The following is an 18,367-nucleotide window of genomic DNA, read 5'->3' on the forward strand; positions in this document are numbered from 1 at the left end:
CGATTGTACCAACGTTTACGTGCGGTTTTACGCGTTCAAACTTTTCTTTTGCCATGACGGAACCTATCAGTTTTGTGTATCTAGATTACATATGAAAATAATCCACCGAAGGTAGATTAAATTAATTTTTTCAAATTTCAAATAGTATTTTCTGACAGATAAAGGAAGTAATCAAGGAGATTCTTAGGACTGGTGCTGATAGGCAGATTTGAACTGCCGACCTCACCCTTACCAAGGGTGCGCTCTACCAACTGAGCTATATCAGCAACACAAGAACTGGAGCGGGCAGCGGGAATCGAACCCGCATCATCAGCTTGGAAGGCTGAGGTAATAGCCATTATACGATGCCCGCATAAAAATCTGTTCTTAAACTACCTCTAACCGTCAAGAATAAAGTGGTGGAGGGAGCTGGATTCGAACCAGCGAAGGCTGAGCCGTCAGATTTACAGTCTGATCCCTTTGGCCGCTCGGGAACCCCTCCACGATAATTCTCTACTAATTCACTTCCGGTAAAAGGAAAGTGGTGCCGACTAACCGAGTCGAACGGTTGACCTACTGATTACAAGTCAGTTGCTCTACCAGCTGAGCTAAGTCGGCACTGCTTTAGTACGGGGCGAGATATTAGAGTAAGGTTTATTGGGATGCAACAATAAAATTAAAAAAAATGTAATTTTTTACCTCAAATGCTCACAATTCATGCAAAACAGTGGTTTTTTATACTTTTTGGCCATGTTTACTCAGGTCGCGCCAATAATTTAAGCCTTTCATTACAAGTAGTGAATCAAAAATACTACCCGTAAATTGTTGCTGTAATAACGCGCCATAGCCACCAGCAAAGATTATTTTAGGCATTTGGGTGCAATTATTCTGTGCCAAATGATGCTTTGCTCGCTCTATTGCTCCAATTGTTGCTACTAAAGCGCCATTTTTTAATCCATTAGGAGTGTTTTTTCCTAGCTTATCTTCAAATGGTGTAGTGCCATCATCAAATACGCGTTGAGTATTTTGCGTTAAAGAGGTGGTCATCAAATCAAGGCCCGGTAAAATCCACCCGCCTAAGTGATCACCATTATTAGCAAGCACATCAATAGTGGTAGCGGTACCTGCATCAACAATAACGCATGGCGTATCTGGGTAAAGTCTAAAGCCTGCTATAAGCGCAAGCCATCTATCTATACCTAAATTGCCAAATTGATCGTATGCACAGCTAAGCTTGCCTAATTGTTTTGTTACGCTTGCTTCAAAACTAGGCACGTCATGTGTGCTTGCCTGCGCCAATACCTCTGCCATTAATTCGCTTTTGCCTACGCACGCATACACAACTTCAGTTATGTGCTGCCAGGGTAAATTGTTTATATTTGCTGGTTGTGCTTGCTGGTTTTGCCAAAGCACCGCTTTTAATGACGTATTACCTACGTCGATGAGTAATCTCATTGTTGTGCCTTTCTTAGCGAAATTTCTCCGCCGTAGTAACTTTTTACCTCGCCGTCTTGGCGAATACGAATGCCACCTTGTGGGTCTATGCCTTCACAGATACCACGCCAACTTCTGTGACCTGTGTTGAGCTCTACCTGCTCGCCTGCAAACGCATTTAACGCATTCCATTGTTCGTACATTTCTTGTAAACCACTTTGGCTGTACTGTAATAAACGCTTTTCTAAATAATACGTTAGTGAAGCCACCAGCTCATTTTTATCTAGCTGTTGAGTGTGCTGATTTAAATCTGTCCATGCCTGATCTATATGTTGGCTAAAGCTTTCTGGCATCTGTAGGTTTATGCCTATACCAATAACTAACTGACAAGGCCCTTGTGGCTGCCCATCTAGCTCAACTAGTACGCCTGCAAGCTTTTGCTTATTTATATATATATCGTTTGGCCACTTAAGCTCTACGTTAATTTGATAAAGTGCTTTAATTGCATCATATACGGCAAGACCTACTGCGATTGATACACCCATCGCGGCTTGTAATCCGTCATCTAAACGCCAAAAATAACTGTAATACAAATTGGCACCGAATGGCGATTGCCAAACACGGCCACGTCTCCCACGCCCTGCTTGCTGCATTTCAGCCACGATGACCTTGCCCGATTCAAGCTCCGCTTTACTTTGTATGCGGCGCATAAGCTCGCTATTGGTCGAATCGATAATAGGGTGTACTTCAACATCTGCCGTGCTCGCACCTAACGCTTTGTAATACGTTTGAATGTTATTTTGATTTAAAAGCCCTACATGGCTATTTAAGCAATAGCCTTTGCCGGTTACTTTAAAAATGTCCAGTCCCATTTCTTGTAGCGTTTTTATATGCTTACTTACTGCCGCACGGCTAATCCCTAGCTCTTCACCTAACGCTTGACCAGATACAAAACCACCTTGGTTGAGTGCATTTAAAATAGCGAGCTTGTTTCCATCAGGCGCTTTCATTGTATGGGCTCCACTTTAATATGGCATTCGCTGTGTGCATCCATTAAACGCACTTCATGCTCTAGCATAATGTTATAACGGGCATTTACCGCTTGCTGAATATGTTCAATCATCGTGATTAGGTCACTTCCCTCACTATTTCCATGATTAACTAATACCAAGGCCTGCTGCTTATGCACTTCAATACCTGCAACTCTGTACCCTTTTAAACCTACTTGATCAATTAGCCAACCAGCCGCTACTTTATGGTGGCTTTGCCCATATTCATAATGGGGTAAATCCGTAAATTGCATTAATAGCTCAGCTAAATGCTGATTAGTAATAATAGGGTTTTTAAAAAAACTCCCAGCATTAGCCAATGTATACGGGTTAGGTAATTTACTATTACGTGTTTTTATAACCTGATCGAATACTGCTTGCGGGGTAATAACATCTAACAGCTGCAAAGGACCATAACTTAATACTGGTTGCCATTTTTTTGGGAGCGCTAAATGTACTTGCGTGATCACCGCTTTATTTTTAAGAGCATGTTTAAATATTGAATCTCTGTAAGCAAATTCACATTGCTCGTTATTTAACGAGCACATAGTTTTAGTACTTATATCGAAGTACTCTACGGACTCTACAAATTTTGCAATTTCAACACCGTAAGCACCAATATTTTGTACAGGTGATGCCCCCACTGTACCTGGTATAAGTGCTAGGTTTTCAAGCCCAGGAATGTTTTTATCAAGCAAGTAACTTACTAATGCGTGCCAATTTTCGCCTGCTGCAACACTAGTTAAAAAGTCATCTTCACGTTCAGTAACTTTAATGCCCTTAGTAGCCATTTTTATTACTGTGCCTGTGTAATCATTCAAAAATACGGTATTACTGCCCTCGCCTAGCAAACAAAATGGTGCTCTAAAACTTTGCGTTTTAAGTTGCTCAAGCTGAGTAATTTCAACAAAATTTTGGCATTGACTGTTTAATGCGAATGTATGTAAGGAGTGTAATGAATGCGCCACAAAGCTCTCTAAAAATACCGGTAACTAATCGCAATAGTTTACCTCATCGTCGCAAATGTGACACTAGATTGTAAAAATCACTCAACCCATCGTGTCAATCGTGATATAAAACCAATACTTTTTTATTTGTATTCAGGGTAATTATGAAAATCAAACCTCTTTTTTTAAGCCTCGCTATGGCAGGTATATGTTCGCAAGCGATGGCTAGTGCGATTGACCAAAACTCGTATGCTAACCTTGATGATGTTGTTACTACTCACTTAAACCTTGATTTAGATGTCGATTTTGCCGACAAGCAGTTAGAAGGTTTTGTTGAGCATACTCTTCAGTGGAACAACATCAAAAGTAGAACTCTCGTACTTGATACCCGCGACTTAGACATTGATGAAGTAATGTATCAAGACGACGACGGCAGCTGGCATAAAGCAGAATACACACTTGCTAAGCGTGACGACGTAAAAGGCTCTAAATTAACGATTAAATTTAAAGATCAAGCAGCCAAAGCCCGTATTTACTACAACAGTCGCCCAGAAGCATCAGGTTTACAATGGTTAACACCAGAGCAAACGGCAAGTAAAACGCACCCATTTATGTATAGCCAATCGCAAGCAATTCATGCACGTAGTTGGATCCCAGTGCAAGATACACCTGCAATGCGTGTAACTTACTCTGCACGAATTCATACACCAAAAGATATACGCGCTGTAATGAGTGCCGATAACAAAGATGCGCTTTATAAAGATGGCGACTACATTTTTGATATGCCGCAAGCAATTTCACCTTACCTAATTGCTATTGGCGCAGGTAACTTAGAATTTAAAGCAATGTCACACCAAACGGGCATATTTGCTGAGCCAACTATTTTAGATGCCTCGGTTGCTGAATTTGACGACACCCAAGCCATGATAGACAAAACAAACGCTATGTACGGCGAATATGCATGGGGTCGCTACGATTTACTCATGCTACCGCCAAGTTTTCCGTTTGGTGGCATGGAAAACCCACGCTTATCATTTATTACCCCAACTGTTGTTGCCGGTGATAAAAGCTTAGTTAACCTTATTGCTCACGAGCTTGCTCATTCTTGGTCAGGTAACTTAGTAACTAACGCAACGTGGGAAGATTTATGGTTAAACGAAGGTTTTACCTCGTACGTTGAAAACCGCATTATGGAAGAAGTATTTGGCCGTGACCGTGCGGTTATGGAGCAAGCACTTGATTCAGCGTCTTTACGCACACAACTTAAAACAATTGATGCACCAGACACACGCCTTAATTTAAAACTTAACGGCCGCGACCCAGACGATGCATTCAGTTCAGTGCCTTACACTAAAGGTCAATTATTTTTAATTTACCTAGAAAACAAATATGGTCGCGATAAGTTTGACCCGTTTGTAAAAGCGTACTTTAAAGAGTTTTCGTTTAAATCACTTACTACCGCGCAATTTGTTACTTACTTAAAAGCTAATTTAATTGAAAAGTATCCTGGTGTTGTAAGCATGGATAAAGTAAACGAATGGATTTTTGAACCTGGCTTACCAAATGATGCGCCAAACCCTACTTCTGATGCGTTTGATAAGGTAGATACTGCTACAGCAGCATGGCTAAAAGGCGACACAACTGCAGCTCAATTGCCAACAGCTGATTGGTCTGTGCATGAGTGGCTACACTTTTTAAATAACTTACCACGTGATTTAAGCCAAGAGCACATGGTAGAGCTTGACTCAGAATTTAACCTAACACAGTCAACTAATGCTGAACGTGCATTTGCTTGGTTTATGCTAGCAGTAGGAAATGGTTATCAACCAATTTACCCTGCACTTGATAAGCACTTATCAGGTATTGGCCGTCGTAAGTTAATTGTGCCGTTATATAAATCTCTTATCGCTAACGGTAAAAAAGAGTGGGCACAAAGCGTGTACTTAAAAGCACGCCCTGGGTATCACCCTCTTGCACAAGGTACTATTGACGCATTATTTGAATAAATAGCGTTAACTAGAAACTAAAAGGGCCAAATTTGGCCCTTTTGTTTTGCTACTTTGTCACTTTTTCTAAAAAAGCTTTACGCTCTGAAGTCGTGGCTTGTTGCCACCAAAAATCAAGCATTTGCGACGCACTTGGCATGCCCTTACCTGTAATTGGTGCTATCGGCTTTATTGGCTGACTAGGACGAAAAGATCCTGCAGGCATTGTATTTTGCATTACCGGTTTACTGCTTGCTAACTGCGTGTTAGAAATAACACTTAAAGGCTTAGCAACAGCGCTACTTTTGGCTTTTAAACTCACTTGTGGGGCTTCTGCAAATACTTTTGCCGCCACTGCGTTATTAGCACGATTAAACACTAAGGTATAATCTTTACCTGCTTCAACAGTTACACTTACCCAAAATGGTTCCGACTCCACAACTTCATGCGTGTCGTAATCATCTTCATATAAATCGGTGTATTTAAGCTTAAGCTGGTAAGTTCCAGGGTCAAGATCTACATCATCAATACGACTAAACAAAGAGCTTTCTAGCATTTTATCGCCCACTTGCAATGGTACTATTTCTTCTGGAAAGTGGATATTTTCAGCACTAGCCGAATAACTAAGTAGTAATGCAACAGCACTACCTATTAAGACTGGTTTAAGCATATTAACTCCTTTATTTGATTTCAGTTTGACACTGCTTTGAAAGTTTGTCATTAGTGAGCCTAAATTTCGTAACACTTAATTAGGAATACACTATGAACCAAGAAACAATTTTCACCAAAATAATTAATCGTGAAATTCCGGCCGATATTGTTTATGAAGATGAAAATACGCTCGCATTTAAAGATATAAACCCACAAGCGCCATTTCATGTGTTAATTATCCCAAAAAAAGCAATTGCTACTATAAATAATATAAATTCTGAGAATTCACATTTAGTAGGTAACCTATACGTTGTTGCTGCTAAATTAGCTAAACAATATAACTTTAGCGATGATGGCTATCGCGTGGTTATGAATTGTAACGCACATGGTGGGCAAACAGTTTATCATATACATTTGCATATGCTTGGTGGAAAAGAGATGGGATGGCCTCCTTATCAAGAGACTAGAAAAGAATCAATTTAAAAATATTTTTAACAAAATGTAACCTCAAACTATTCAATTACAAATGTTATAACTTTTCGAAAGGCGAACAACAAAAACCATTACTTATTTGCAACAAACTATGTTTAAATAATCGTAAAATCGTACTTGTTTTTGAGTACAGCAATGATTTCCTAATACAAAAGGTCTGGAAGTCGTGATAAACTTAATCAGTCAGCTTTATAAAAGAGTATAAAAACATGAGTAGTTCTGCCTTTCTGTTATTAGATCAAGAGCCAATTAACACTATTGGTATTAACGTTTTAGAACCTTTGTTAAAAACGCAAGGCCTTGACGTAACCACAGGTACAAATATTTTAGATGTACCTGAAGGAACTCGACTTCTATTCATTGAAACATCAAGTAAAGATGCATGGGGGAAGCTAAAAGAGCAATTAGTAAACCTGCGTACTAAATGCGATATTATATTATTTAATCTAGACGAAAACCCAGAGCTTGCTAATCGTGCGCTTCTTAGTGGTATTCGAGGGGTGTTTTATACTACTGATAACGCCGATGTATTAATGAAGGGTATCCGTTTACTGATGGAGGACCAACTTTGGTATCGCCGAGATATAATGTGTAACGCATTAAATCGCATGCTTCAGTTTAATAAAGATGCACTACATAAATTAACCGAAGGTGATATTGAACCAGTTAAGTTGACTAAACGAGAAAAAGCAATAATCTCTTTAATGAGTAAAGGTTCTAAAAATAAAGAGATCGCAGAAGACTTGAGTATTAGCCCACACACAGTCAAAACACATTTATACAGTGCATTTAGAAAAACTAAATGCCGTAATCGTATTGAGCTTCTATCATGGGCACAACAGAATATTCCTGATGAAATTCGTTAATTAAAGCTCGCCTTGAAAATAAAAACAGACACTCATGTGTCTGTTTTTGTATGTGTAACGTACTTATTTACGTGTATACTTTTAATGATCCTAGTTTAAAATTACCTTGCTGGAATATTAATGCTCGACTCTTTTACTCTCTTTTTTACCAGCATCGCAATTATGGTCGTAATGACCTTTCTTAACTTTTTAACTTGGCGAACAAATAAAAATACCCCCGGCACACTGCTTTATATTTTTTACCCTGTTTTATTACTTGGAGCAGCAATTGGATTCACTGCCGTAGTAAAAAATCATGACCTTATTATTATCAGTATAGCTAGCCTTATGATGTTTTCAGCATCCGTTATTCATTGTTTATCATTGAGTCAATTTTTAAATTACCACGGCTTAAGCTTCAAATTACTTTGCTCATTTACCCTTTTCAGTATGATGATGTTGCTTTACTACTCATTTATTACCCCTTCGTTAACAGAACGAGTGCTTGCTTCCGATTTGCAGCATATAGCAGAAGCCGTATTTCTACTTTATATATTTATTAAATATGCTCGTAAACTCTATCCAAATGGAAGTATTGTTTACATAACTATTTTAACGCTGGTCGTATTTAGCTTTATTGGTCGCTCACTTTTTATAAACAACTTAGACCAACAAAATTTATTAGAAAGTGGCTGGTTTAGTTTATTACTATTTCTAAATGGGATAATTGCTCCTATGTTTTATGCCGCAGGTATGGCTTTATTATGTAATGAACGAAGAGAGCAAAATCTAAATCAGTTGGCAGATAAAGCACAGAAAGATTTAGAAATTCGAGGTTTGTTTTTATCCACTATTAGCCATGAGATCCGTACACCACTTAACGGTATTTTGGGCAGTGCACAACTAGTGATGAATCAAACAAGCGATGCTAGAAACAAAGCTTATTGCGAAGCAATTATAAATTCGACTGAATCGCTCAATTTGCTAGTAGATAAAGTGCTTGATTACGCAAGCCTAGATCAAAGTGATGAAGCCCTATACGAAGAGGATATTGAGTTTAAAACTTGGCTCAATAATCTATGCTTACTACTCAGCCCACTAGCTGAGCAAAAGCAGCTAAAATTTGAGCTTATCTGTGATATACCTGATCAGGCATGTTATTACTGCGACCAACAAAAGCTGAGACAAATAATTATTAATTTAGTAGGTAATGCTATTAAATTTACAGACCACGGTAGTGTAAAAATCCAAGTTGAATTAGTTGTAGAAAAACAGCTTGAGCACACGATAAAAATTAGTGTAAAAGATTCAGGACCCGGTATAGAAAGTGACGAGATAGCCTACTTAACAGAACCTTATGTACAAAGTAGTGCAGGCAAAGAAAAAGGCGGTACGGGCCTTGGTTTAGCCATCACCAGTCGCCTACTAGAAAAACTACGTAGCCGCTTAGAAATTGAAAGCCAACTTGGTTACGGCAGTGTATTTGCCTTTTCTGTAACCTTCACAATAGGTGAGTTAAGCCTCGTTCAGCAACGCCATCAAACTAAAGATTACTTAACTGGACTTAATGTATTATTGGTTGAAGATTTAGATTTAAACCAAAAAATTGCTATTGAATTTATGGCCGATGACGAGCATAAAGTTAAGTTGGCAACAGATGGGAAAAGCGCCATAGAGCTTATGCAAGCCTATCACTTTGATGTTATTTTACTTGATATGAACCTGCCGGATTTAACTGGACAAGAAGTACTTAAACGCTTAAAGCGTATAGATCATAAAAACCAACGAACCCCAGTACTTGCCTTTACAGCTAGCCTTAGTCCTGATGAAGTAAAAGAGTATTTATCATTGGGTATAAAAGACATAGTTGGCAAACCGATAAAGCACGAAAAGCTTCGCCAAGCCCTTAGTGATTCTCAATCAAATCAAACTGCGAGTATTGCAGTAGAGCTTATTGATACCTTGTATGACGAAACCGCTGTAGAAACCCTAACCAGCTCATTTAGTGAAGATGAAGTTTCATCTATTTATAATGAGTTTGTGCTTTCGGCGCGTAATAAGCTAATTCGCTGCCAAAAGCTTATTGACCAACAACCAGAGCAATGTATTAAGCTATTACATCGCCAAGCAAGTACCGCGCTGCAACTGGGCTTTAATCGCTATGGTATTGAGCTTAAAAAAATAGAGCGTCGTTTACTCGACAAAAAGCCACACAACGATATGCTTGATGAAGCGTTAGAGCTGTGGCAACGAAGCTTAGAGCAATATTTAAAGTTTGTACGTGGGCAATTAGAGTAATAGAGAATTAACTTTAAAAATAGCTAATGATTAGCCTCTTCCATATTTATCATCGAATCGCTCTATATCGCTTTCATCAAGTACAGCACCGGTTTGCACTTCAATTACAATTAATGGCTCTTTTTGATTATTAGCCAAGCTATGAATTTGCTTTGCGGCGATATAACACGATTGGTCATGAGTTAGCGTATGCACTTGCTCATCAATACACACATTTGCAGTACCCGAAACCACAACCCAATGTTCAGCGCGATACTGATGGCGCTGCGTCGAAAGCTTAGCGCCGCTGTTAACAGTAATTTTTTTAACTTTAAAGCCAGCATTTTCAACCAAAGTACGATAACTCCCCCATGGGCGAAAAACCACTTGATGATGGTTAAGTTTATCGACCTGTGTTGTAGCAATTTTTTTAAGCAACAAAGGTAGATAATCTAGCTCATTTTGATTTGCGATTAACGTGGCATCGTGGGTATGAATAATTGCTAAGTTACTTACTCCAAGCGTGGCAATAGTGTGTTCGGCCTCATTAATAACCAAGTTATTAGCGCTTTTTTGAGCCATATAATTAGCATTTAAACTATTACCGTTTTCATCTTTTTTTGTAAGCGCATCAAGGGATGAAAAACTGCCTACATCACTCCATTTTAAATCAACAGGCATAACAACTACGTTATCGCTTCGCTCTAAAATAGCGTAATCAATTGAATCGCTTGGGCAGTGCTCAAGCGCACTGTTACTTGGGCGGGTAAACCCTAAATCTTTAGTAAATTGTGCGGCTGCAGCGACACTTTTGGCTATTTTTGGTGCAAACCGCTCAAGCTCTTTTAAATAGGCTGCTGGGGTAAATAAAAACATGCCACTATTCCAGCTATAACCACCTTGAGCTAAATAACGGTTCGCTGTATCTAAGTCAGGCTTTTCTTTAAATTGAGCAACATTGTAACAACCCGTTCCAGCAATAGCTCCGCCCTGTTTTATGTAACCATATCCAGTATGGGGCTCTGTAGGAGTAATCGAAAATGTAACTAGTTTTCCTTGCTCAGCAAGTTTTACAGCTTCAGAAAGCTTAGCCATTAATACATCAAAGTTTTCAATATGATGATCGGCAGGCATCACTAATAGCGGACCAGGAACCCCATTTTGCAGTGCATAGTGGGCGGCTAATGCGATGGCAGGCGCGGTATTTTTACCTGTGGGTTCGAGCAATAATGCACTAGGAGTTGAGCTTTCAGCCTGCTCGGCGGCAATAAATCGGTGCTGTTCGTTACACACTAAAATAGCATTACCGAACAAGTCATTAGAAACTCGCGCTAATGCACTTTGCAACAATGACGTGTTTTCATTTAGTAGCGGTAAAAATTGTTTAGGCATTGCATGACGAGAAAGCGGCCACAAGCGAGAGCCTATGCCACCGGCTAAAATTACAGGAGTGATTAAAGTGTTCATAATGTATATTAGCCGCCAACAAAAATATCAGCGACTATTTTAACACTTTATTGGCTCTGCACTAAATTAACGTGTTTATATTAATGTAAAAGAGTCTGCATCTAAATAGGCAGGAAACGCTGCTTTAAACTCATCCAGTGGCGCTTTTTTAAGCGTGATGGTAACTAGTTGCTCGATATCATCTTGCGCTTTAGTTAATGCATCGCCTTTAAAGTCGTATACCGCTGTGCCGCCATTGTGCGCCACTCCATTTCCGTCCTTACCAACACGATTAACGCCTACTACGTAACACAGGTTTTCCATTGCACGCGCCATAAGTAATGTATCCCAAATTTGGCGGCGTACAGCAGGCCAATTTGCTATGTTTATCATTACATCGTAGTCGTTATTATTACGTTGAAATACCGGAAAGCGCAGGTCGTAACATACTTGTGGTAATAGTTTAAAACCGTTGATTTCAAAAACTTTACGCTCTTGCCCTGCAACAACGTAATCGCCCTCACTGCCTAAACGAAATAAATGGCGCTTATCGTAATAATTGACCTCGCCGTTTGGAGCCACCCAATAAAACCGATTCGCTTTTTTGTCACCTTGTGCAACCAATACAGAACCTGCAACAACTGCATTGTGTTTATGTGCTTGTGTTTTTAACCAACTTAAGACTATGCCATTTTCAGGTTCTGCGCAATCAAGGTTAATAGTGAAGCCTGTAGCAAAGGTTTCGGGTAATAAAATTAAGTTAGGTTGAGTTGTTATACCTGCTAACTTCTCATCAAACATAGCTAAGTTGGCGTCTTTATCAAGCCAGTACAGCGCACTTTGTACTAAAGTAAGTGTTAAAGTAAACATAATATTTATTTAGCCTCAATTAAAGTTTAAGGAGTAGCACAGCGTAAATGGCCTCAAACATTTATGTGGTATACACTTTACTTATAGTTCTCGTAAATTTTATCAAGCGGTTCCGAAAGCCCACTTTCTTGTACTATACGCACATGCTTACGAGCCAACTCACGTGCACTTGTTACACCGCATGAGTGAGCAATTAAACCGGCTCCGTAATGAATGTATTTATTATAGTTAGCAACACGCTGCGCCTTATCAGCTACATTAAGACCTTTTTGTAAATGTTTGTTATGCGTGGTAATACCTGTAGGACAAGTATCTTTATTACATTGCATTGCTTGAATGCAGCCCAGTGCAAACATATGACCACGAGCCGATACCACAAAATCAGCACCGAGCGCCAATGCCCAAGCAACCTTTGAAGGAACGATTAATTTACCCGATGCAATAATTTTCACGCGCTCCCGAAGACCGTGCTTTTCAAGCATATTAACTACAAGCGGTAAGCTTTCACGAAGAGGTAAACCCACTGAATCCATAAGCGGCTGCGGTGCAGCCCCCGTACCACCATCAGCACTATCAATTGTTATAAAATCAGGTGCCGACTCGATGCCACGATGATTTATTTCTGCAAATAACGTTTCTAACCACGTGTAATCACCAATAACTGCTTTAAAGCCTGTTGGTTTTCCTGTGGCATTACGTACAGTCGCTATCATATCGAGAATATCGGCTGGCTTTTTAATTTCAGGATGTCCATTTGGGCTAATCGAATCTAGCCCTTCTGGAATACCTCTAATTTTAGCTATTTCAGCGTTCACTTTGCGCCCTGGTAACATACCGCCTTTGCCTGGTTTTGCACCTTGGCTCATTTTTAGCTCGAACATTTTGACTTGTTCATGAGCTGCTATTTTTTTAAGTTTTTCGGTGCTTAAGTTTCCATGCTCGTCTCGGGCACCATATTTAGCTGTACCAATTTGAAATACCAGATCAGCGCCACCTTCAAGGTGGTAAGGGCTTAAACCCCCTTCGCCTGTGTTCATCCAGCAACCCGCTAATTTAGCACCTTTTGATAAAGCGCGCACAGCAGGCTTTGAAAGCGCACCAAAGCTCATACCCGACACATTAAATAACGAATTAGTGGTGTAAGGTGTTTTACAGTATGGACCTAAAGTAACATTACTCGGGTCGAGTGCTTCTTCATCTAAAGTAGGAAAAGCACAGTTCATAAACATAACCGTACCCGTTACCTCTAAGCTTTGTGTTGAACCAAATGCAGCGGTGCGATCTACATCTTTTGCTGCGCGGTAAACCCAGCTGCGCTCAGCACGGTTAAATGGCATTTCTTCTCGATCGAGGGCAAAAAAGTATTGTCTGAAAAATTCACCTTGGCGTTCAAAAAAATATCGAAAACGACCAATTACTGGGTAGTTACGCCTAATAGCATGTTTTGTTTGTGTTATATCGCGAAAGTAAAAAATAATAACGGTAAGAATAATTAACCCAAGTGCGATAATAAAAATACTCGCAAACACGTCAATACTAAACATAATGAAATTGCTCATCTAAGGCCCCTTGATGGCTATATTTTTAAATAATACCTATTGCGTAGTATGTGAATATTTTGACGATTAGGGTCGCTAAAATAAGCTACATTACTAGGTCTGTGGTATAAAAAAGGTGTTGCGGTCAAAATGACACAACACCTTTGTTTGTTCAAGGTTTATAGCCCTACAAAGCTAATTTTGCAGCTTAGTTAACTCTTTTTTTATATATAAGCGTACCTGTGTTTCTAATACTGACAAGGGCACTGAACCATGGCGAAGAACCTGATGGTGAAATTCGCGAACATCAAAATTTGGTCCAAGTGCTTGCTCTGCTTCAACACGTAAACGTTTAATAGTTAACTCACCAATTTTGTATGACAGTGCCTGGGCTGGCCAAGATATATAACGGTCAGTTTCTGTTTTCACATTATGCAGCGAAAGCGCGGTGTTCTCGCTCATAAAGTTCATAGCTCGCTCGCGGCTCCAGCCATACATGTGCATCCCTGTATCAACAACCAAACGTGCTGCTCGCCACATTTCATAAGTTAAGCGACCAAAACGGCTATATGGGTCTTGATAAAAGCCTGCTTCTAAACCTAAATATTCAGAGTAAAGTCCCCAACCTTCGCCAAATGCAGAAAGGTAAGCATCACGACGATAGCTCGGCAAATTTTCAAGCTCTGCATTAAGTGATATCTGTAAATGATGGCCTGGCACTGCTTCGTGCAACGTTAATGCCTCTAAAACATACAAAGGGCGCTTATCTAAAGCGTAAGTATTTACCCAGTAGTATCCAGCTTCATCATCTCTATTAGAGCCAGAATACCGACCTGTTGTGTATTTAGGGGCAATACTTGCGGGTACTGGTGCCACGCCATAAGGTTTACGCGGTAAGGTATGAAATAACTTAGGCAGCTGTGCATCCATTTTTTTAGCAATATAAGATGCTTCTTTTAAAAGTTGCTCTGGTGTTGTGGCGTAAAATTGTGGGTCGGTACGTAAAAAATGAATAAACTCAGCAAATGAGCCTTTAAAACCAACTTCTTTTATTACAGCTTCCATTTCACCTCGAATGCGAGCAACTTCTTTTAAGCCTAGCTCGTGGATCTCTTTAGGTGTCATGTCGGTAGTAGTGTAATGCTTAGCACGGTTTTTATAAAAAGCTTTGCCATTAGGGGTTTCTGAAATACCAATACTTATGCGGGCGCCCGGTTGGTATTGCTCAGTAAAAAACGTTAAGTAGCCTTTATATGCTGGTATTACTTTATTTTTTAAAACAACTTTAGCTCTCTGTTGAAGTGTATAAAAGTCACTCTCACTTAAACTGGCAGTGTTAGTTAAAAATGGTTTATAAAATTCTGATTGAGTTACATCATCAACAATATAAGTGCTTATAGAGTCTTCGTATCCTTCTAAAACGGCTTTTGGTTGGGTGAGACCTGTTTCGAGCCCTTTTTTCATCCAATATATATTTTGTTCAAAAAAGCGGGGAAATTGTGCTAAACGCGCAAGATATGTCTCTAAATCTTGCTCTTTCTTATATTGAGAACTGTTAACGATATACGACAAACTGGAGTGGAAGCCATACTCAGATGTAAGCGGCATGTAATGAGCATTAAACACATACTCGTCTACGCTATTTTGTACCTGAGCACGAATAATACTTAAGTTAATTTGATTTTCATCACTAAGCTTAGTTGCGTCTACGGAATCCAAGTCTGCTAATAATTGAGTATTACTTTTATACTGCTGTGCTAAAAATTCTGGCGATAAATTGGCGAGTAAATAACCATCGCCCCCTTTTGAATTTATATAAGGGTTTATACTTTCTCTATATTGAACAATAGATTGTGCCACTTGAGTAAACTGCTCATTCGCATTAGGTGTTGTTATTTGACATGCACTTAACGAACATAAAAAAGTTATGCCAAAAAGAGTTTGGCGAAGCGTTTTTGATAAAAAATGACTCATTATAATTTAACTTGATGATGCAATAGATTTTGTAAAACTATCTAAGGATATATAAATAGCAAGTAAATGAGACAAGCAAGCTCTAAAAATATAAAATAGTTATGCAGTCAGTATATGTACTAAATGGAAGTAAAATCAGCTTAATTGATTAGAAAACCAGCTATTTAGCTGACAAAGTAAAATTTAAGTTCCCAAATTCTCATTTTTGCTTTTAAATAGCTTTCATAAAGATTACTGTAGTAAAAAAACAATAATAAGCTCGGACACTTAACCGCCTCATGGAATGAGATATTTCAAATTTGCACTGATTGTGTATTTTTAGTTGGTATTTAAAATGATGTTCCATGATTCCATGGCTATTGCTCAAGAAAAGATGACTAAAGTATGTATGTTTTTAGAGCGCTATACTTTACCACCTACCCCTCTTAATTTTCAGGTCGTTTATACTTATATTAGCCAAACAAACATTAATTTAAATAATGCAATAGATCACGCTATTGCAGCTAATAACCTTATTGACCACATTTTAGTTGAACAACTATATTCTGAGTTTATAAACACAGGTCATACAACACAAGTCAGTATGATTAAAAATGTTGATGGCGTTATAAACTCACTTTCACACAACGCCCAAACAACCGAAAAACAAATAATCTGCTTTGTTGATCAAGTCAATGATTGCGTACACATGCTTGATGAAAACAATATAGAGCAAAGTCGCCAAGCACTTACAATGCTAAACCAACAAACTGTTGAATTATTAAACCAACATAAGCAATTTAAAAAAGAACTAAGTAAAACCAAACAACTACACGAAAAAACAAAAAAGCAGCTAAATCAACTTCGTAAACAACATATTATAGATAGCCAAACAGGGCTTTATAAGCGCCATTATTTAACGCAACAAACCCAAGTATGGACTAATCAAAAAAAGTCTATTTGCGCTATTGCGATTCAAATAGATAATCTTGATCACTTTACTGAAAATTACGGTGATATTATTGGTGAAGTTATTTTGAATAAAGTAGCTAAACAAGTGCAAAAATATGTTTTTCAAAGTGGCTTGCCTGGCCGCACAGCTAAAGATCAATTTACTGTTTTACTCGCCGATATAGACCCAGAAACAGCCAATGTTATTGCTGAAAAAGTCCGAAATGGAGTCGAAAAACTTCGCTTTGTTAGTTCAAAAACAGGGATTAAGTTACCTAGTATTGGCTTATCTCTAGGAATTGCTCAACATCTACAAGAAGATGATTTTAATCAGCTAGCTAAAAAAGCGTCTCATGCGGCTTTTAAAGCGCGGTCATTAGGGCAAAGTAGCTACACTGCAGGGCAATAAATTACCTGATAAATCATATTCAAATTGCACCTACTGCGTACAATAAAGTACACTAACCTCTATTGTCACGATAGAGATTAATCATGAACGAAACCGAACAAAAGACCACGCATTTTGGTTATAAAACAGTAGCCGAGGGCGACAAAGCTTCTATGGTTGCTGATGTATTTCACTCAGTAGCTGCAAAATACGATGTAATGAATGATTTAATGTCTTTTGGTGTGCATCGTTTGTGGAAACGTCAAACTATTGCTAGCTCAGGTGTTCGTAAAGGCCATCATGTACTCGATTTAGCCGGCGGCACTGGCGACTTAACGGCAAAATTTAGTCAACTAGTTGGCGAGACCGGTCAAGTTGTTTTGGGCGATATAAATTCATCTATGCTTAAGGTTGGTCGTGAAAAACTACACAACCTTGGCTTAGTCGGCAATATTGACTACGTACAAATGAATGCAGAAATGCTACCATTTCCAGATAATAGCTTTGATGTGATCACTATTGCCTTTGGCTTACGTAACGTTACCGATAAAGACAAAGCTCTGCGCTCTATGTACCGTATTTTAAAGCCTGGTGGCCGGTTACTTGTTTTAGAGTTTTCAAAACCAGAGCATGATGTACTTAGTAAAGCTTACGACTTTTACTCATTTAATTTATTGCCAACAATGGGTAAGCTAGTTGCTAACGACAGTGAATCGTACAAGTATTTAGCTGAGTCTATTCGTATGCATCCAGATCAAGACACATTAAAAGCGATGATGGAAGATGCGGGCTTTGAACAAACAACATACCAAAACCTCACAGGCGGAATTGTTGCACTGCATCGTGGTTTTAAATATTAAGGCTAGCAGTTATGGCGCTTGAAAGAATAACAAAAAGCAATAGTGGTGCAATGTCATCTGAGTTTTTTATGTTACCTAATTTTGTACTTTCGCTTATTGAGCGTGTACTAAATCAAGCGCTTAGCCTTGACCCACAATTATCTCAAAAGCTAAGCGCCGTTAAATATAAGCGCTTAGTGGTTGAAATAAGAAACTGGCAACAAAGCATCCAACTCGTTTATAGTGCTAATCAATTACACTTATACAGTGCCCAAAGTAACGAAAACGCAGATTGTATGATCAGCGCAGATATAGACACGCTTTTAGCGCTCAAAAACCCTGCTATGCTTACCCAATTAATTCGCCAAAATAAGCTCGACTTACAAGGCGATTTAAATATTGCGCAAACTTATAGCAATGCATTTTCAAGTATTGATATTGATTGGCCTGAACAACTTTCTAAATACATTGGCGATGCCCCCGCTCAGCAGTTATACCTGCACTTAAAAGAACTAAAGCAAAAGAGCAGAAAAACCAATACTAAAATAAGTACTATGCTTACAAGTTTATGCCAAGATGAGCTCGCAATTACTATTCATCCATTAGAACTTGAGCAATTTAAACAAAAAAATAGAGAACTCAAAGGACAAGTCGCTGCCGTTGAGCAACGCATTAATGCCCTTTTAAACTCTTATTTACCTTCAAACACCCGCTAAGGATTTT

Annotated in this window: 15 protein-coding genes and 4 tRNA genes; 7 read left to right on the plus strand and 12 right to left on the minus strand. The window is 38.9% G+C overall.

The features are described from left to right. Positions 1–190 precede the first annotated feature (190 nt). The 7 genes from V6260_RS12950 to murB form a co-directional block, all read right to left on the minus strand. Positions 191–266, minus strand: a tRNA-Thr gene (locus V6260_RS12950). An 11-nt stretch (positions 267–277) separates the two neighbouring features. After that, positions 278–352 (minus strand) — tRNA-Gly (locus tag V6260_RS12955). A gap of 44 nt (positions 353–396) precedes the next feature. Beyond that, positions 397–481, minus strand: a tRNA-Tyr gene (locus V6260_RS12960). Positions 482–521: 40 nt separating this feature from the next. Continuing rightward, positions 522–597: transfer RNA gene (locus V6260_RS12965), tRNA-Thr, on the minus strand. A gap of 117 nt (positions 598–714) precedes the next feature. Beyond that, a complete protein-coding gene (locus V6260_RS12970) occupies positions 715–1,434 on the minus strand; it encodes a type III pantothenate kinase (RefSeq protein WP_341594579.1) in 720 nt (239 codons plus the stop codon). Beyond that, entirely contained in the window at positions 1,431–2,423 is a 993-nt protein-coding gene (gene birA / locus V6260_RS12975; RefSeq protein WP_341594580.1) for a bifunctional biotin--[acetyl-CoA-carboxylase] ligase/biotin operon repressor BirA, read from the minus strand. Before birA ends, V6260_RS12970 begins: the two co-directional genes overlap by 4 nt. Continuing rightward, the gene (gene murB, locus V6260_RS12980) at positions 2,420–3,430 is read right to left on the minus strand and encodes a UDP-N-acetylmuramate dehydrogenase (RefSeq protein ID WP_341594581.1); all 1,011 of its coding nucleotides are present in this window, start codon (positions 3,428–3,430) and stop codon (positions 2,420–2,422) included. Before murB ends, birA begins: the two co-directional genes overlap by 4 nt. Before the next feature lie 143 nt (positions 3,431–3,573). On the opposite strand from murB, the gene V6260_RS12985 reads away from it, so the two are divergent. Then, positions 3,574–5,415 (plus strand): M1 family metallopeptidase, encoded by a 1,842-nt coding sequence (locus tag V6260_RS12985; protein ID WP_341594582.1) that lies wholly within the window; start codon positions 3,574–3,576, stop codon positions 5,413–5,415. 49 nt (positions 5,416–5,464) lie between these two features. On the opposite strand, the gene V6260_RS12990 is transcribed toward V6260_RS12985, so the two are convergent. Continuing rightward, positions 5,465–6,064: a DUF2057 domain-containing protein gene (locus V6260_RS12990; RefSeq protein ID WP_341594583.1), complete on the minus strand. Its 600-nt coding sequence runs from the start codon at positions 6,062–6,064 to the stop codon at positions 5,465–5,467. Between the two features lie 92 nt (positions 6,065–6,156). Between V6260_RS12990 and V6260_RS12995 the strand changes: the two genes are divergently transcribed. From V6260_RS12995 to V6260_RS13005, 3 genes are all read left to right on the plus strand, one after another. Beyond that, complete coding sequence (locus tag V6260_RS12995; RefSeq protein ID WP_341594584.1) at positions 6,157–6,528, plus strand: histidine triad nucleotide-binding protein; 372 nt, start codon at positions 6,157–6,159, stop codon at positions 6,526–6,528. Positions 6,529–6,746: 218 nt separating this feature from the next. Next, positions 6,747–7,403: a helix-turn-helix transcriptional regulator gene (locus V6260_RS13000; RefSeq protein WP_341594585.1), complete on the plus strand. Its 657-nt coding sequence runs from the start codon at positions 6,747–6,749 to the stop codon at positions 7,401–7,403. 120 nt (positions 7,404–7,523) lie between these two features. Further along, positions 7,524–9,680 (plus strand): response regulator, encoded by a 2,157-nt coding sequence (locus V6260_RS13005; protein WP_341594586.1) that lies wholly within the window; start codon positions 7,524–7,526, stop codon positions 9,678–9,680. Positions 9,681–9,710: 30 nt separating this feature from the next. On the opposite strand, the gene V6260_RS13010 is transcribed toward V6260_RS13005, so the two are convergent. The 4 genes from V6260_RS13010 to V6260_RS13025 form a co-directional block, all read right to left on the minus strand. Next, the gene (locus tag V6260_RS13010; RefSeq protein WP_341594587.1) at positions 9,711–11,126 is read right to left on the minus strand and encodes a mannose-1-phosphate guanylyltransferase/mannose-6-phosphate isomerase; all 1,416 of its coding nucleotides are present in this window, start codon (positions 11,124–11,126) and stop codon (positions 9,711–9,713) included. 75 nt (positions 11,127–11,201) lie between these two features. Further along, positions 11,202–11,975 (minus strand): amidohydrolase, encoded by a 774-nt coding sequence (locus V6260_RS13015; protein ID WP_341594588.1) that lies wholly within the window; start codon positions 11,973–11,975, stop codon positions 11,202–11,204. A 77-nt stretch (positions 11,976–12,052) separates the two neighbouring features. After that, entirely contained in the window at positions 12,053–13,534 is a 1,482-nt protein-coding gene (locus V6260_RS13020) for an FMN-binding glutamate synthase family protein (RefSeq protein ID WP_341594589.1), read from the minus strand. A gap of 174 nt (positions 13,535–13,708) precedes the next feature. Beyond that, complete coding sequence (locus V6260_RS13025; RefSeq protein WP_341594590.1) at positions 13,709–15,487, minus strand: DUF885 domain-containing protein; 1,779 nt, start codon at positions 15,485–15,487, stop codon at positions 13,709–13,711. Between the two features lie 352 nt (positions 15,488–15,839). On the opposite strand from V6260_RS13025, the gene V6260_RS13030 reads away from it, so the two are divergent. The 3 genes from V6260_RS13030 (at position 15,840) to V6260_RS13040 (ending at position 18,360) form a co-directional block, all read left to right on the plus strand. Beyond that, on the plus strand, positions 15,840–16,826 hold the full coding sequence (locus V6260_RS13030) for a GGDEF domain-containing protein (RefSeq protein WP_341594652.1): 987 nt from the start codon (positions 15,840–15,842) through the stop codon (positions 16,824–16,826). Between the two features lie 83 nt (positions 16,827–16,909). Beyond that, a complete protein-coding gene (gene ubiE / locus V6260_RS13035) occupies positions 16,910–17,665 on the plus strand; it encodes a bifunctional demethylmenaquinone methyltransferase/2-methoxy-6-polyprenyl-1,4-benzoquinol methylase UbiE (RefSeq protein ID WP_024597074.1) in 756 nt (251 codons plus the stop codon). 11 nt (positions 17,666–17,676) lie between these two features. Further along, complete coding sequence (locus V6260_RS13040) at positions 17,677–18,360, plus strand: ubiquinone biosynthesis accessory factor UbiJ (RefSeq protein ID WP_341594591.1); 684 nt, start codon at positions 17,677–17,679, stop codon at positions 18,358–18,360. Positions 18,361–18,367: the final 7 nt, after the last annotated feature.

The sequence above is a fragment of the Pseudoalteromonas aliena genome (assembly GCF_038155085.1).
Classification (GTDB): Bacteria; Pseudomonadota; Gammaproteobacteria; order Enterobacterales; family Alteromonadaceae; genus Pseudoalteromonas; species Pseudoalteromonas aliena_A.

Excerpts from the sequence above, each read along its gene's own strand:
- V6260_RS12970 (WP_341594579.1), bottom strand. The coding sequence starts at position 1,434 with ATGAGATTACTCATCGACGTAGGTAATACGTCATTAAAAGCGGTGCTT.
- birA (WP_341594580.1), bottom strand. The coding sequence starts at position 2,423 with ATGAAAGCGCCTGATGGAAACAAGCTCGCTATTTTAAATGCACTCAAC.
- V6260_RS12985 (WP_341594582.1), top strand. The coding sequence starts at position 3,574 with ATGAAAATCAAACCTCTTTTTTTAAGCCTCGCTATGGCAGGTATATGT.
- V6260_RS12990 (WP_341594583.1), bottom strand. The coding sequence starts at position 6,064 with ATGCTTAAACCAGTCTTAATAGGTAGTGCTGTTGCATTACTACTTAGT.
- V6260_RS12995 (WP_341594584.1), top strand. The coding sequence starts at position 6,157 with ATGAACCAAGAAACAATTTTCACCAAAATAATTAATCGTGAAATTCCG.
- V6260_RS13000 (WP_341594585.1), top strand. The coding sequence starts at position 6,747 with ATGAGTAGTTCTGCCTTTCTGTTATTAGATCAAGAGCCAATTAACACT.
- V6260_RS13005 (WP_341594586.1), top strand. The coding sequence starts at position 7,524 with ATGCTCGACTCTTTTACTCTCTTTTTTACCAGCATCGCAATTATGGTC.
- V6260_RS13010 (WP_341594587.1), bottom strand. The coding sequence starts at position 11,126 with ATGAACACTTTAATCACTCCTGTAATTTTAGCCGGTGGCATAGGCTCT.
- V6260_RS13015 (WP_341594588.1), bottom strand. The coding sequence starts at position 11,975 with ATGTTTACTTTAACACTTACTTTAGTACAAAGTGCGCTGTACTGGCTT.
- V6260_RS13020 (WP_341594589.1), bottom strand. The coding sequence starts at position 13,534 with ATGAGCAATTTCATTATGTTTAGTATTGACGTGTTTGCGAGTATTTTT.
- V6260_RS13025 (WP_341594590.1), bottom strand. The coding sequence starts at position 15,487 with ATGAGTCATTTTTTATCAAAAACGCTTCGCCAAACTCTTTTTGGCATA.
- V6260_RS13030 (WP_341594652.1), top strand. The coding sequence starts at position 15,840 with ATGGCTATTGCTCAAGAAAAGATGACTAAAGTATGTATGTTTTTAGAG.
- ubiE (WP_024597074.1), top strand. The coding sequence starts at position 16,910 with ATGAACGAAACCGAACAAAAGACCACGCATTTTGGTTATAAAACAGTA.
- V6260_RS13040 (WP_341594591.1), top strand. The coding sequence starts at position 17,677 with ATGGCGCTTGAAAGAATAACAAAAAGCAATAGTGGTGCAATGTCATCT.